At 68.7% G+C, this 14,787-nt stretch carries 15 protein-coding genes; 2 read left to right on the forward strand and 13 right to left on the reverse strand.

The features are described from left to right. Nucleotides 1-303: 303 nt before the first annotated feature. The 9 genes from A6A40_RS20370 to A6A40_RS20410 form a co-directional block, all read right to left on the reverse strand. Complete coding sequence (locus tag A6A40_RS20370; protein WP_108547703.1) at nucleotides 304-1,362, reverse strand: 3-oxoacyl-ACP synthase III family protein; 1,059 nt, start codon at nucleotides 1,360-1,362, stop codon at nucleotides 304-306. A 79-nt stretch (nucleotides 1,363-1,441) separates the two neighbouring features. Next, a complete protein-coding gene (locus A6A40_RS20375; protein ID WP_108547704.1) occupies nucleotides 1,442-2,221 on the reverse strand; it encodes an SDR family NAD(P)-dependent oxidoreductase in 780 nt (259 codons plus the stop codon). Further along, nucleotides 2,218-3,420, reverse strand: a complete 1,203-nt coding sequence (locus A6A40_RS20380; RefSeq protein ID WP_108547705.1) for an AMP-binding protein — start codon at nucleotides 3,418-3,420, stop codon at nucleotides 2,218-2,220. The genes A6A40_RS20375 and A6A40_RS20380 overlap by 4 nt, the downstream gene beginning before the upstream one ends. After that, a complete protein-coding gene (locus A6A40_RS20385; RefSeq protein WP_108547706.1) occupies nucleotides 3,417-3,680 on the reverse strand; it encodes an acyl carrier protein in 264 nt (87 codons plus the stop codon). Before A6A40_RS20385 ends, A6A40_RS20380 begins: the two co-directional genes overlap by 4 nt. A 7-nt stretch (nucleotides 3,681-3,687) precedes the next feature. Beyond that, entirely contained in the window at nucleotides 3,688-4,536 is an 849-nt protein-coding gene (locus tag A6A40_RS20390; protein ID WP_108547707.1) for an alpha/beta fold hydrolase, read from the reverse strand. Nucleotides 4,537-4,539: 3 nt separating this feature from the next. Continuing rightward, nucleotides 4,540-4,773, reverse strand: coding sequence for an acyl carrier protein (locus A6A40_RS20395; protein ID WP_108547708.1), 234 nt, complete (start codon nucleotides 4,771-4,773; stop codon nucleotides 4,540-4,542). 97 nt (nucleotides 4,774-4,870) lie between these two features. Further along, the gene (locus A6A40_RS20400; RefSeq protein WP_108547709.1) at nucleotides 4,871-5,617 is read right to left on the reverse strand and encodes a cytidylyltransferase domain-containing protein; all 747 of its coding nucleotides are present in this window, start codon (nucleotides 5,615-5,617) and stop codon (nucleotides 4,871-4,873) included. Then, nucleotides 5,610-6,665, reverse strand: a complete 1,056-nt coding sequence (gene pseI, locus A6A40_RS20405) for a pseudaminic acid synthase (RefSeq protein ID WP_108547710.1) — start codon at nucleotides 6,663-6,665, stop codon at nucleotides 5,610-5,612. The genes A6A40_RS20400 and pseI overlap by 8 nt, the downstream gene beginning before the upstream one ends. Nucleotides 6,666-6,774: 109 nt before the next feature. After that, nucleotides 6,775-8,376: a glycosyltransferase gene (locus A6A40_RS20410; protein WP_108547711.1), complete on the reverse strand. Its 1,602-nt coding sequence runs from the start codon at nucleotides 8,374-8,376 to the stop codon at nucleotides 6,775-6,777. 184 nt (nucleotides 8,377-8,560) lie between these two features. On the opposite strand from A6A40_RS20410, the gene A6A40_RS20415 reads away from it, so the two are divergent. After that, entirely contained in the window at nucleotides 8,561-8,776 is a 216-nt protein-coding gene (locus A6A40_RS20415) for a hypothetical protein (RefSeq protein WP_108547712.1), read from the forward strand. Here A6A40_RS20415 and A6A40_RS20420 read toward each other — a convergent pair whose 3' ends face one another. The 4 genes from A6A40_RS20420 to A6A40_RS20435 all read right to left on the reverse strand — a co-directional run bounded on the left by A6A40_RS20420 (nucleotide 8,777) and on the right by A6A40_RS20435 (nucleotide 13,710). Then, complete coding sequence (locus A6A40_RS20420; RefSeq protein WP_108547713.1) at nucleotides 8,777-10,072, reverse strand: pentapeptide repeat-containing protein; 1,296 nt, start codon at nucleotides 10,070-10,072, stop codon at nucleotides 8,777-8,779. It lies immediately after the preceding gene. 61 nt (nucleotides 10,073-10,133) lie between these two features. Further along, nucleotides 10,134-12,407, reverse strand: a complete 2,274-nt coding sequence (locus A6A40_RS20425; protein ID WP_108547714.1) for a hybrid sensor histidine kinase/response regulator — start codon at nucleotides 12,405-12,407, stop codon at nucleotides 10,134-10,136. Between the two features lie 537 nt (nucleotides 12,408-12,944). Beyond that, nucleotides 12,945-13,289, reverse strand: coding sequence for a hypothetical protein (locus A6A40_RS20430; RefSeq protein ID WP_108547715.1), 345 nt, complete (start codon nucleotides 13,287-13,289; stop codon nucleotides 12,945-12,947). Nucleotides 13,290-13,308: 19 nt separating this feature from the next. Beyond that, nucleotides 13,309-13,710, reverse strand: a complete 402-nt coding sequence (locus tag A6A40_RS20435; protein ID WP_108547716.1) for a cyclic nucleotide-binding domain-containing protein — start codon at nucleotides 13,708-13,710, stop codon at nucleotides 13,309-13,311. Nucleotides 13,711-14,007: 297 nt separating this feature from the next. Between A6A40_RS20435 and gpmA the strand changes: the two genes are divergently transcribed. Further along, complete coding sequence (gpmA, locus tag A6A40_RS20440; RefSeq protein WP_108547717.1) at nucleotides 14,008-14,769, forward strand: 2,3-diphosphoglycerate-dependent phosphoglycerate mutase; 762 nt, start codon at nucleotides 14,008-14,010, stop codon at nucleotides 14,767-14,769. Nucleotides 14,770-14,787: the final 18 nt, after the last annotated feature.

Genomic DNA, 14,787 nt, shown 5'->3' on the forward strand with positions numbered 1-14,787 from the left:
CGTCGACAGGATGTTCTGTTTCTTGTTGATCTGTTCCTGCGTGCTCTGCAGTTGCAGCAGGTTCGTCCGCATCGAGGACGAGAGGGTAACATTGCCAGCCATGGCGGCCACTCCTTTGGAGGATCGATGTCCGGCGGCCCATCTCTTTGGAGGTGCCGATTACCGGAAGGGGACTAATTCCCCCGCCAAAGGGGTAGGCAAGAAGCGGGCCAGTTCAAATTTGCCGGGTTTCCTTGGTAATCCGTGCCGGTGGGCAGAATAGCACCCGGCAAAATTTGCCGATCTCCCGGCAGAATCTGCCGGTCAGACGGCAGGGCTTGCCGGGGCGGCAGAATCTGCCGGGTATTTCCTGCCGGCAAGGACAACCGTTTCGCACATCGCGAGCGGCCCGACGGCAAGTGCGGCACTGCCCCAGGACCATCCGACGCCGAAGCCCGACAACAGCAGACGGCGCGTTCCGGCCGAAAGCGGCGCCGCAAGCGCACCGGCGATCGCCAGCGGGATGGAGGCGGAACTGGTGTTGCCGACATCCCGCAACGCCAGCACCGTGCGGTCGGCCGACACGCCCAGCTTCTGGCCGAGATGGCGGATCATCTGGGCATTGGCCTGATGCAGGACGAGATGGTCGACCGTCTCCATCGTCCAGCCGGCGGCGTCGAGCGCAGCCCGCAAACTGCCGGGCACCTCGCGCAGGGTGAAGGCGAAGACCTGGGTTCCATCCATGAACAAGCGCGCCGCCCGGTCGGGATGGCGCATCGCCCCGCCCTCCGCTGTCAGGTACGGGGCGCCGGCACCGTCGCTGCCGAGGTCGAACGCCATCGGCGCCGCGGTGCCGTCCAGTTCCAGAGCGGTCGCCGCGGCGGCGTCGCCGAACAGCGGCGCCACCGTCCGGTCATCCGGATCGACCAGACGCGACGTGGTATCGCCGACCAGCAGAAGCGCCCGCCGCCCGGCTGCCTTCAGCAGTCCCGCCGCGGTCCACAGGCCATAGACGAAGCCGGAGCAGCCATGGGTGAGATCCAGCACGGCGGCTCCCTTCCGCAGCCCCAGCCGCCGGTGCAGCAGCGAGGCCGTGCCCGGAAGCGTGTGGTCGTGGGTCTGGGTCACCAGGACCAGCAGGTCGATGCTGCCGGGCTCCCAGCCGAGCCCGTCGAGCAGACGGCGCGCCGCGGCTTCGGCCAGATCGCTGGTGCATTGGCCGGGGGCGGCGATCCGCCGCTCCTCGATGCCGGTGGCGGCGGCGATCCTGCGCGCCGCATCCTCGCCGAAGCGGCGGGCCAGATCCCCGGCCGTCTCGCGCCCTTCCGGCACGCAGCCGACGATGCCGCGCACGCAAACCCCGTCGATCCGGCTGGCGACCATTTCCGCCCCCCCTTTCACCCACAGCCATCACACGCGGCTGTCACACCCGGCCATCCCCCGCGGCCTGACCGGCACCGCCTCAGCAGGTGATGCCGCCATCCACCGTAAGGGTCTGCCCCGTGATGAATGCTCCACCGTCGCCCAGCAGGAACCGGACCGGCGGCACCACGTCCGCCGCGGTGCCGAGCCGGCCGAGCGGCGTGCGCCGCACGATCTGGTCGCGCTGCCCGTCTGACAGGGTGCCCGACATTTCGGTATCGAGATAGCCCGGCGCCACCGAATTGACGGTGATCGCCCGCCGCCCGACCTCGCGCGCCAGCGCCCGCGTCAGTCCGTCGAGCCCGGCCTTGGACGCCGAGTAAGCCGCCAGCCCGACATAGCCGCGCTGCCCGATGATGGAGGAGATGTTGACGATGCGCCCTCCCCTGGGACCGGTGCCCCGCTCGACCAGCTTGGCGCGCAGGAAAGCGCGGGCGGCCTGGAGCGCTCCGGTCAGGTTGGTCTGGATCACCGCCTCGGCATCCACCTCCGGGAAGGTCGCCAGCACGCCTTCGCGTGCGATCCCGGCATTGTTGACCAGCCCCCACAGCGGCGACGCGGCGCCCCAGGCCACGGCTGCGTCGAAGAAGGCGCGCACGTCGTCGCCGTCGCCGATGCGGCAGGACCGCCAGAACAGGTCGGGGCCGGCCAGCCGCTCCAGCGCTTCGGAGGACGAACGGCTGCAGGTGGACACCCGGTAGCCGTCGGCCAGCAGCGCCTCCACGAGCGCAAGGCCGAGACCTCGGCTTCCCCCGGTGACGATGACGTGACGCTTCGGTTCCTCGGCTGCGGATGCGGCTGCGGCTGCGGGCGCGGTCATGCGGCTCCCTTTCGGCTTTTCTTGCCCGCCGCACTCAGCGGGATATGGTCGGCGAAGGTCAGGGCGCGCGGTCGCGCGGCCGGAGGCAGGTCTGCGGTCGCGGCACGCAGGGCGACGCGCAGGACCTCCAAGTCGGAGCCCGCCGCCGGCACGATGGTGGCGGTCAGGAGGTGTCCGGTGATCGGGCTCGGCAACGCCGACACCGCGGCTTCGGCCACTCCGCCGACCGCCAGCAACAGGCGCTCCACCGCTTCCGGCGAGACCTTCACCCCGCCGACATTGACCAGCCCGTCCAGCCGGCCGGCGAACAGCAGCCGGTCGCCCTGCCGCTCCACCAGATCGCCGGTGGACAGCCAGCCGTCCGCATCGGCGATCCCCGGTGCCGCACGCGGACTGCGCACCTCGAGCACGCCGTCGACGATGCGCAGGGAAAGCCCGTCCGGCGCGTCGTCCAGCCAGGCCGCCGGGAAGCCGGCGCGGCCGTCGGCGACGGCGAACAGCGCCCCCGCCTCGGTCGAGGCGTAGATATGCCGCAGGCGGGCGCCGGGAAACCGTTCCGCCAGCCGGTCGAGCAGAGGCTGGTCCGCCGCCTCCCCGCCCAGCGTCACCGCACGGAGCGGCAACCCGGCGTCGCCCAGCGCCATCAGGAAGGCACGCCAGAAGCTCGGCGTACCGCTGACATGGGTCACGGCATGGCGACGCGCAGCCTCCGCCAGACCGGCGATGCCGCCACCACCGGAAGCGCCTCCAGGCACGGCGACCAGTTGCGCGCCCGCCGCCGCCGCGGTCAGCATCACCTGCAGGCCGGCGAAGGCCCCCGGATCGTAGGTCAGCAGCCAGCGCGCCCCCTCCTCCTCCACGCCGCGCAGCCGGCCGCGCAGCCGGTCGAACTCATGGCGCAGGCGTTTGGGCGTCCCGGTGGTCCCGGAGCTTTCCAGCGTGACGGAAAACCCCTGCCCCTGCCCCTGCCCTTGCCCCGGCTGCCATCCGCCGGGATCCGCCGCGCCGCGGGCCAGCAGCAGCCCCTGTCCCGCCGCCTCGGCGGCGGCCAGCGCCGCCAGCACGCGCGACGGCCGGTCGGCCAACACCACGCCGCCGGCCGGCACCGCCAGCCCGGCCAGCTCCGGCCAGCCGAAAAGGTCCTCCCCCTCGATCAGGCGGAAGGCGGGATGGATCCAGGCGGGGCGGCACCCGGTCATGCCGGGACGGTGTAGAGGGCGGCCAATTCTCCGACCGTGGTGAACTGGCGGAAACCGTCGCGGAAGGGATCCTGGCCGGTCCGCTGCTCCAGCACCACCAGCAGAGTCGCAAGATCGAGGGAGTCGATCGGCAGGCCGCCGTCAAGGAACCGGCTGTCGGCGGTCAGCGGCGGCAGCACCTCTCCCTTGTCGGCGGCGATGCGGCCGAGCTCCTCGGCAATGAGGGCGAAGATGGGGCTGGGGGCGGGATGGTGGCTCATGGGATGGTCAGCTCTGGCTATGGGCATCGTCGCAACCGTCCAGAAAGGCCCGGATGGCGGCAGTCACCGGACTGGCGGCCTCGATGTGCGGCAGATGTCCGGCGCCGTCGAAAATCCGGAACGGGGCACCCGGCGGCAGCCGGTCGGCGGGCGGCAGCGGGATGATCCGGTCGGCCCGCCCCCACAGGACCTGGATCGGCATCGGATAGGCGCTCCACTCCACCGGAGGGCCGCCGTCGGCATGGATCGCGAAGGAAACATCGATGATCCGCTCCAGCCCCGCCCGGCGAACCGGGTCGGCGCCCTGGGCGTGCAGCACCTCGCCGAAGCGCGGGATCAGCGGCGACGGACCGGCGAACAGACGGGCCGCACAGTCCCGTCCCTCTTCAACGCCGGCCGGCGCGATTGCCCGCCTGAGGAAGCCGAGGTCGAAGGGCGTTCCCAGGCCGGCGCTGGACAGAAGGGTCAGGCTCGCCACCCGCTCCGGCGCCAGCAGGGCAAGTTCGCGCCCGACGTAACCGCCCATCGAATGGCCGATCACATGCACCCGCGGCAGTTCCAGCGCATCGAGGAATTCGAGCAGCCAGGGGGCGAAGTCGGACACCCGGCCGCTGCCGACATCGGGGGTGGAGCCGCCATGGCCCGGCAGATCCACCGCGACCGCACGCCGCCGCAACGACAGGGCCGACAGGTTGAACTGCCAGGTCAGCCGATCGCCGGCGAAGCCGTGCAGAAGCAGGACGGGCACGCCGCCGCTGCCCACCGACAGGTAGGCCGCCGGACCGCCGGCGACGGTGGCGACACCGGCGCGCAGGCGGCTGCCTTCCGAAACAGGCTTGGAAACAGTCCTGGGCACCGGTCAGGCCGCGACCGGGGCACCCGCCAGGGCCAGCAGATCGGCGACGGTCTTGGCCTTGGCCAGCTTCTCGCCTTCCACCACCACGCCGGTCTTCTCGTCGACGAGCGCGATGAAGCTGATGACGGCCAGCGAATCCCAGGCGTCAAGCGATTCCAGAGCCTCGTCGCCGGTCAGCGTGCCGGGATCCAGTTCAAGCATCTCGTCAAGAGCGAGCAGGAAGTCTTTGCGATCCATAGGCTGATCTCCTTGATGGGCCTCGTGAAGCCGGACCGGTGGGGTCCGATCGACCGGCCCTCTTTATCCGGATGGGCCACCGGACGGGCGCGTCTCGTCAGTGCAGCGACTTTTGCCGGACCGAACGGTTGATGTCCATCCAATCGGGGTGGTCGCGAAGCAGTTTGCAACAATCCTGCCATCCGAAGGCGGGATTGAAGGGCAACAGAGCCTCGATCAGACGGCGCACCAGCTCGTAATCGGCAGGCTCGTCCACGCACCAGCGCTGATCGGGCGGCTCGACCGGTTCGAGCGGCGCAAGAGCGGTCCCCAGCCGGAAACGCTCCGGACGGCGGTAGATGTAGGGGGTGACATGCTCCCGCTCGGCCGGATCGGCGGCGCTCGCCGCAGCCTCGTCCAGAAGGCGGCGCGGGAAGATCTCCGCATCCAGGCCGCGCGGATACCGGGTGCTGTCGATCGACAGATAGTCCAGCGACGGATCGTCGCGGAAGGCGGCGATGAGGCGGCCGACCAGCACCGGATCGATCAGCGGACAGTCGGCGGTGACCCGAACCACCAGATCCGCCTGCGCCGCAGCCGCAGCACCGGCGAATCGGCCCAGCACATCCTGCTCGTCTCCGCGGAAAACGGGAATGCCGAGGCTTTCGGCGCACTCCACCACCGGGTCGTCGGTGACGTTCACCGTCGTCGCAAGCACCACCGCATCAAGGCCGGGCGTGCGGGACAGCCGCTCCAGATGAAGGGCCAGCAGCGGCCGCCCGGCGGCGGGCAGCAGCACCTTTCCCGGCAGCCGGGTGGAGGTCATGCGGGCCTGCGAGACGGCAACGATGCGCGGCTTATCCATGTGGGTCCTCCCCTCGCGGTGCCAGCATCTCCCAGCCCAGCGGCTCTCCCCGGCGCAAACGGCGGGCGGCGCGGCGGCCCAGCACGTCGGGCAGGTGCTTCGGAGCCATGCCGAAGCCGGGGCGGATGGAGCGGATATTGGCGGCGGTCAGCGGCTCCCCCGCCTCCACGTCGGCGACGACATAGAGCGAGCGGCGATAGTCACGCCCCCCGGCCTCGCTGGGCTTCACCGTGTAGTCGACGCGGCCCAAGGCGGCGGTCGCCGTGCGCACGGCCTCGGCCATCGCCTTGAATTCGGCCGGCTCCAGGGAAAAGGCGCTGTCGACGCCGCCGTCGGCGCGCGACAGGGTGAAGTGCTTTTCGATCACCGTCGCGCCCATCACGGCGGCGGCGACCGGCACGGCGATGCCCTGGCTGTGGTCGGACAGCCCGGCGGCGATGCCGGCGAAACTCTCCGCAAGATGCGGAATCGTCCGGAGATTGCAATCCTCCGGCGGAGTGGGATAGCCGCTGACGCAATGCAGCAGGGCCAGTGGCACGTCGCCGGCTGCGGCCACCGCCTCCTCGATCTCGCCCAGCGTCGCAAGGCCGGTGGACATGATCAGCGGTTTGCCCGACCGCGCGGCGCGGCGGATCAGGGCCAGGTCGATCAGCTCGAAGGACGCGATCTTGAAGGCCGGCGCCTCCAACTCCTCCAGCAGTTCGACGGCGGTCTCGTCGAAGGGGGAGCTGAAGATGGTCAGCCCCAGCGCCCGTGCCCGTTCGAACAGGGGCACATGCCAGTCCCACGGGGTGTGGGCCTCGCGGTAGAGGTCGTGCAGGGTGCGCCCGCTCCACAGCCCGCCCTCCAGCCGGAAGCCCGGACCGTCATGGGCGATGGTGATGGTGTCGGCGGTGTAGGTCTGCAGCTTGACCGCATCGGCCCCCGCCTCCTTCGCCGCCTCCACCAGCGCCAGGGCGCGGCCGAGGTCGCCGTTGTGGTTCCCCGACATCTCCGCGATCAGATAGGGCGGATGGCCCTGCCCGATCGGCCGGCCAGCGATGGACATGGAGGGACGGGCTGTCGAGGAACGGGCGGGATCGGCGTTCGGCAAGGGTCGGCTTTCCAACGGGAAACGGGACGGCTGGATCAGTCTTCCACGAAAACGTGAAGGAAGGTTAATTCGTGCCGGCGCGTTCGGCGCGCAACAGCGACCGCGCCTCCTCGCCATAGGCCAGCAGCCGTTCGACGCAGCGGCGCCGGTCGCCGACCATGGCGAAACGTTCCCTGGCCGCCGCGGCCGCCGCAGCATGGGCGTCGGCGTCCACGGCAAGCCTCACGGCACGGTCCAGATAGGCATCACGGTCCGCCACGCAGAATTCAGGGCCGGAGACGCTGGCACCGTCGCCCCAACCATAGGTGACCACGGGAACCCCCTCGGCCAGGGCGTAAGCCGTGCCACCCCCGCCGCCCTGCCGTGGCAGGTTGAGGAAGACCCGGCAGCTGCCATAGAGCGCGCGAATGTCGGCGACATGACCGAGGCAGCGCATGCGGTCCCGGTTGCGCAGCGGGCCGAGCCGGCCGGGCAGTTCGCGCACCTCGCCGGCGAAGACGAGTGCCGCGCCCGGACTGAGATCGAGAATGTCGTCGAACAGGTCCAGCATCTCGGCCTGCACCTCCTTGTCCAGACGGGTGCCGACCACCACGAACAGCGCGGTCCCGTCGGGAAAACCGGTCTCGACACGCATGCCGTTCGACGGCGGCGGCGTGAAGCCGAAGGTGAAGGGGCGGAAACGGCGGGCGAAGGGAGCCCGGTACAGAGCGGGGACCGAGCGGGTGTGGTCCTCCTCCTCATATCCCAGCACGATGGGCGCCAGCGACAGCGTGATGCCGGAACTGGTGGGAATCGACACCACCGGACGGGCGCCCGCATCGGCGAACAGATCCGCGACGATGTTCGATCCACCGAACGCGACGATCAGGTCGGGATCGTAGCCGTCGATGCTATCGACGATCACACTCAGCTTGCTTTGGCTGAAAGCCGGTTCGGTGAAGGACGCGACCTTGACCTGCCGGCCGAACATCTTCAAGGCGAAGACGCCTTCCAGGTCGGCTGCCACCTCCGCCACCATCGGCGGGATGAAGACGCTCTCCACCCGGTTCGGCAGACAATTGACGTTGATGATGGCCACGTCCAGCCCGAAATCATCCTGCAGACGCGCGGCGAAGTCGAAACAGTCGCGGGTCGGCTGATGGCCCTGGTTGGTGAACTGGTTGGTGACGAGCGCCACGCGGCGGATCGGTCCGTCGCGCAGAGGCGCAGGGGCCGGTGTCAGCCCCCAGCGCCGCGCCAGCTGCCTGACCAAGGCCGTGTAGTAGCGGAACAGATCGCAGGGCACGAAGCTCGCCTGCTTCTCTCCCTGGGCCACCCCCAGGAACAGCTGCCGCATCATGCACCAGTGGACGAAATGCAGCACCGCCGGATCGGCACTGTCGCCCCCCAGCAGCAGATAATGCAGGATCCGTTCGTAGTGGTAGAGGTCGCCGGTCAACAGGAACAGGACCGAGCGCAGACGGATCGTATCGTTCGGCGGTGCTTGGCGCTCGATCCGTTCCGCCAGCGCCAGCCGGCTGTCCAGGTCCAGATCGCGGCGCAGTTCCTCGCAAAGCGCGGAGAAGCTGTTGAGCTTCTCGGCGTTGACCTGCCGGTCGGCGAGAAAGACCAGCAGCGCATCGGCCGCCGCGGACAGGCGGTCGGACGGACCAGTTTCCGGCATCATATGGACCTTTTCACTGCGGGCGGCCTTCCCGTGTGTACCGCCGCCGCAACCGGCGGCGCAAGCGGGCTTTGCCGGTGGGGGGGAACGCCCATGCCGCGCTTGTGCGGTGCAGCAGAAGACGTTGCGCCGCAAGCAGGAATACGACACACTCGGGAAAGACCACATTTTTAAAATGGGTGTTCCCATGACTGGAGTCGACAGCGCCGCCGGACCGGCGGGCGTGGTGGCCGGACTGATCGAGAAGGCGGCGGCGGAACTGGACGCGATGTCCGATGCGGCGGGCGAGATCGCACCGGAGGTCGGCGACCTGACCGGCATCCTGGTGGAGGCGCAGCGCATCGCCGACCGCGCAGCACTGGAGCTGCGCCGGCTGGCCCGGAAGGTGCCGGGCGCCGCCTGACTACAGCTTCAGCCCCGCCACGCCGTCGAGGATCGCTCCCTCGGCCAGGGAACGGCGTTCCAGCTTGGCTCCGAACAGCTTGGCGCCTGTCAGGTCGGTCCGGGCGAGGTCGCAGCCGCGCAGGTTGGCGAAGGACAGATCGGCGTTGCCGAGATTGACCGACCGCAGGCAGGCGCCGCTGAGGTCGGCGTAGCGCAGCTTGGCGCCCGACAAATCGGCAGGGCGGGAACGCTGTTCGTCGAAGACCAGGGGCCGCAGGTTCACGTTGCGCAGGTTGGCGTTGTTCAGCTTCGCGTGCCGCAGGCTGACGCCGCGCAGGTCGCCGTCGGCAAGACTGGCACCGCGCAGGTCCGCCTTGTCCAGCACCGCCGCCTGCAATTGCACGCCCGACAGGTCGAGACCGTAGAGCGTCGCCCCCTGAGCCCGCAGCATGGTCAGGCACATGTGGGCAAGCGACGGGGCATGGCGCAGGTCGAAGCCCGACAGGTCGAGCATCGCGCCCTGCGCCCCGCTCGATCCCACCCAGGCCATGTGGTCGGCCAGCAGATCCTCCAGCGACCGCCCCAGTTCCGCCACCACCCGCCCGACCGGCTTGTCGGTCAGCGCCTCCTCCACGTCGGCGTCGGTCAGGTCGGTCATCACCATGGTGGCGCCGGTCAGCACCGCCCCGCGCAGGCAGGCACCGCGCAGATCGGCGCCGGACAGGTCGGCCCCCTCCATGTTGGAGCCGGTGAAGTTGGCGCCGCGCATGGTGGCCCGAACCAGCTTGCAGCCGCGCATCACCGCATCGGAAAAGTCGGTATGGATCGCCATGATGCCCGACATCCGGGCGTTGGTCAGGTTGGCGCCGGACAGATCGGCGCCATCCGCTTCCGCCGGGCTGGAGTCGATCTGCACCATGTGCAGATGGCCCGACCGGTCCTTTTCGGCCAGAGAGCCGTCACGGAGATCGGCCTCGAACAGGTTGGCGCCGACCAGGATGGCGCCGCGCAGGCAGGCGCCGCGCAGGTCGGCCTTGATCAGGCTGGCGCCGTCGAAATTCGCCTGCCGCAGATCGGCGACGAAGAAGGAGGCACAGTCCAGCCGCGCCCCAGACAGGTTGGCGCCGCGCAGGCCGGCCCCGACGAAATCGGCATGGGCGAGGTCGCGGCCCGACAGGTCGAGCCCGGACAGATCGCAGAAGGACAGGTTGGCGCGCGCGCCGCCCACCCGGGCATTGCGGAACATCTCGTGCCGCCGCACTGCCTGGTCGAGCTGCGCCTGTTCGAGACGCTTGAGCGTGCGATTCTGCACCATGACCCCATGAACTCCCTTTCCGTCAGCAGTTTGGCAGCAGCCGGCTTCAGAAAGGGTTAACTCAGGCCACCGACTGGTCTTCCAGGGATTGTTCGCCGCCCTCCGCCGACCTGCCGGCCGGCCGTTCCGACAGGATTGCGGCGATGGCGTCGCGCAGATCGTCCGGTGTCACCGGCTTGTGCAGCAACCGGCAACCGGTCGCCACCGCATCGCGGATGCGCTCCGGCGCGGTGTCTCCAGTCAGGATCAAGCCCGGTACGGCCCGGCCAAGCCGTTCGCCGACCTTGGTCACCGTCTGGACTCCGGTGAAGCGGCCGGGAAGGCGGAAGTCGCTGACGATCATGTCCGGATTCGGCGGATCGGTCAGCCCACCGGCGCTTCCGGCGAACAGAGCGAGCGCCGCCTCGCCGTCGACCGCCTCGATCACGCGGTGCCCCCAGCTTTCCAGCAGCAGGCGAACGGCGTCGCGTTGGACCGGGTCATCCTCCACCACCAGGATCAGGCGGTCGCCGGCTTCGGCCTGAGCGGTGTCCTGCATCGTCACCGCCGTCTGCAGCCGTTCGGTTCCCACCACCGGCACATTGACGGCAAAGACGGAACCGCGGCCGGGAAGCGACCGCACCTCCACCGCATGGCCCAGCAGCGCCGCCTTGCGCCGCACCTTGGCGAGGCCGAGGCCGAGCCCCTGCCGGCGGTCGCGTTCGGGATTGCCGAGCTGCACGAAGTCCTCGAAGATGTTCTCCAGCTGTTCGGCCGGGATGCCGGCGCCGGTGTCCCATACTTCGATGCGCAGCCATCGTCCCCGGTGCCGGCAACCGATGGTGACCCGCCCGGCGTCGGTGAAGCGGATGGCATTGCGCACCAGATCGCCAAGCATGCGGGTCAACAGCATCCGGTCGGTGCGGATCACCATGCGCGCCGGCATGGCACGCAGGACCAGCCCCTTGTCCGCCGCCATTCCGCGGAACTCGGCGACCAGATCATCGAGGACGGCGGAAACCGGCACGTCGGCCAGTTGCGGCCGCACCACGCCGGCATCAAGCGTCGCCACCTCGAGCAGGGCATGCAGGAGCTTTTCCCCGGCATCCAGCGCCTCACCCATCTTCTCGGCTATGCTGCGGTCGCGCGGGTCGCTCAGACGCTCCATCAATATGTGATGAAACAGCCGTAACGCCTGGAAAGGCTGGCGCAAATCATGGTTCGCGGCTGACAGGAAGCGTCCCTTGGCCTGATTGGCCCGCTCCTTCTCCTCCAGCGCCCGGCTCAGCTTCAGATTGGCGGAGCTGAGGGCGGCCGTGCGCTCCTCCACACGCTGTTCGAGTTGGGCGTTCGCCAGTTCCAGCTGGGCGTTCGCTTCGGTCAGCGCATGGCGGGCGGCGGTCTCGCGCCGCAGACTGGCCACGCCCAACAGGGACAATCCGGCAAGCGCCGCGACGCCGGCGACGATCACTGCCAGCCCGCGCTCCATCCGGGTATACCATGGGGCCAGAACGACCGCCCGCGGGATCGCCACCGCCGACAGGACCGGCAGGCGGGTCATCCGCTTCAGGCCAAGGACCGACCGCTCACCATCGAACGTCCACTCCGCCTCCACCCGTTCCGCACCCGGCCCCAGCCGCGGCAGGATGCCAAGCGACGCGGCGCCCTCGCCGGCCAGCCGCAAGCCGTCCGGGCGGTACAGCCCGGCCAGGCGTTGCGTATCGTCGGCGAAGGCGTTCAGCACCGGTGTCAATGCCGACAGCGGCACCGCGACCAGCAGCGCCCCGTCGAGAGCGCCCGTGACGCCGTGGATTCGGCGGGCAAGGAGAATGGATGGCTGACCGGCCATATGACCGGCCGCCGGCTGGATCGCATGCTCCTCCCCCGGCGGCAGAGGGCGGACCAGCAGGGACAGCCCGTCGGCGGTCTCCGGCTCGGCAAAGGCGACGGACGGTCCGAACTGCACCGATCCATCGGCACTCATCAGGGTCATGCGGCCGAATCGCTCCACCGCCATCGCTTCGGCAAGGCTGCGCTCGGCCCAACTCCCGATGCCGCGGCCATCCATGCGGCCGGCGATCCGCTCCAGCAGATTGACGCTCGAGTCCAGCACGCCACGCGCATGGCTGTCGAACAGGACCGCGGCCTGCCGCGCCTCCCGCTCTGAGCGTTCCAGCGTATCCCGGTAATCGAGCAGCGTGACGGCGCCCCAGGACGCTGTACCCAGCAGGGCCAGTGTCGTGCACAGGACGGTCAGCAGCGCACGGGGGGAAGCGGCGATCCGGCGTAGAAGCGTGGAAGAGCGCCAACGGCTGTCGGCGGCACCGTCGGAGGATGGCATGCGAAGGTCGGACATGCGATGCGACGACCCGATCCGGTCAGGCCGGCGCCGGCAGAACCGGCGGAGCCTGCCAGCGCCGCATCGGCAGCAACGGCTTCGGGTGCGTGAACGTCATCAGGGAGCGGTCCTCGGCAAAGATGTGGGCAGGCTGCGATCCAACTGGAATGGACAATCAAAGGTTCATTTGACAAAAACCGATCCCGACAAGGTGATCCTTCCGATCTCGCGAATGTTCGACCGGCAAAGCGGCGGAGCATCACCCAATGGGCGAATTCTATCGGAACAACAGCTTAGCTCCACCGCGTCCTGAGATAATATCACACGAAGAAATGCAGCGCGATGCACCTTGGCGACTATGACAATCATCATAATCAATACACCCATTGGGTGAATGCGCGGCCGATTCAGCCTTGTATTCAGGGAAGAGTCGAAGATTTCATGTGGACGGACACGAAAAAATAGCCGCACGCGCGGGGTGCGCGGCGGCTTACGACAGGGGAGGCCCATGTCCGGTAGGGAGCCCGGACGATCGGAACTCGATATGACGGCGGCTCAGGGTGGCGGGGCGTTCGTGGCGGTCTCACCACGCACGATCAGGATCAGTCCGTCTTCGGCCGTCTCAAGCTCCTTCCCGGCATCGCGGGGAATCGGAACCTTCTGGCGGCGGCAGAACAACAGTAGCAGCGCCAGCGTCTTGCTGGGCGTGAACACGACCTCCCGCGATTTGGAGGCGCCGCTCTGCTGGATTTGCACCGAAAGCCCACCATCGTAGGTGGGCATCACTGAAGTGACGACGCCCAGAGGCAGGTCCGTCTGGTTTGGAGCCTTCTGATACCAGGCTATGGCTTTCTTCAGGGCGGAATTTGTGAAGAACAGCTCACGGGTCTCGACGATCATTCCATCCCTGACCAAACACTCAGGCCCGGCCGCCCTCCAGTCCCGGATTCAGCCGGAACGTGATCGCGCGCCCCAGTTTGGATTCCCGCAGAAGAATCTGCTTGGTTTCCAGCAGCTTGATGGCCCGGTTCACATTGGGCCGCTGCATGCCCAGCGCATCAGCCAGTTCGGACTGGAGCACCGGAACGGAGCGATCGAAATGGAGCCTCCGGCTCAGATAAGTGAACACACGAAGCGCCTCCAGAGTGATCTCGCGGTCGGTCGACACAGCTCTGGAGATGACGTCATGATGATGCAGCATCGTGGCCTCGGTACGCAAGGTTGTCAGGTTGCTGGAGCGATAATCGGAAAGCGTGGGCGTTCCCTGCAGGCCCGCTGTGCGGCGCGAGGATATCTGCGTTCCGGCATCCGGTTCCGCCATCGTCCAATTCCTTCCGCAGGGGCCGGCCGGGCCGGCAATTTCAACAGCACCGACGCTACCGCACGTTTATTGTCCGAGTATGTCGCCACGATTTCGCCGCTGACATAATTGGTGTCTCCGGAAGCAATCATGAAATCGGGCTGAAACGGTTCCCGGTGCGGTTCTCCCGGCCGAACCGCTGCGGCGATCCGCCGCGGGAACCTGCAGGTTGCGGACCTGTTTCGAACCGGATGGGTCCGGCCGCACACGCCCCGACCAGGCCGGCCGAATCGTCTGCCGCAGCGAAGGAGACCCGCCATGCACCGATTGATCCTGTTGCGCCATGGCCAGAGCGTCTGGAATGCGGAGGACCGCTTCACCGGTTGGACCGACGTCGGACTGACCGACCGCGGCGTCGCCGAGACCCGTCAGGCGGCGGACCTGCTGAAGGCCGCCGGCATCGACGTCGATGTCGCCTTCACCTCGGTGCTGAGCCGCGCCATCGAGACGCTGCACCTCGTCCTCAGCGACATGGACCGGCTGTGGTTGCCGGTGCACAAGCATTGGCGCCTGAATGAGCGGCATTACGGCGCATTGCAGGGATTGAACAAGGCGGAGACCGCGGAACGCCATGGGGCGGCGCAGGTGTTCCAGTGGCGGCGCAGTTGGGATGTCCCGCCGCCGCCGATCGAGCCGGACGATCCCCGCTCCGCCGTGACCGACCGCCGCTATGCCGGACTGGCGCGGTCGAATCTGCCGCGCGGCGAAAGCCTGAAGGACACCACCGCCCGCGTTCTTCCCTTCTGGTCAGAGGCGATCGGCCCGGCGCTGCGGCTCGGCGCCAGAGTGTTGGTCTCGGCGCACGGCAATAGCCTTCGTGGGCTGGTCAAGCATCTGGACACTGTCGCCGACCAGGACATCCCGCTGTTCGAGATCCCCACCGGCCGCCCCCTGGTCTATGAACTGGGCGCCGATCTGACGCCGCTGCGCCGCTATTTCTTGGGCGACAACGGCACGGTGGAGGAGATCAGCTGGCCCAACCGGGACGGGGACGGGCGGAACAGCAGCGCGGCGGCGTGAGCCACCTTCTGCCGCTGC

The organism is Azospirillum humicireducens (assembly GCF_001639105.2).
Taxonomy (GTDB): domain Bacteria; phylum Pseudomonadota; class Alphaproteobacteria; order Azospirillales; family Azospirillaceae; genus Azospirillum; species Azospirillum humicireducens.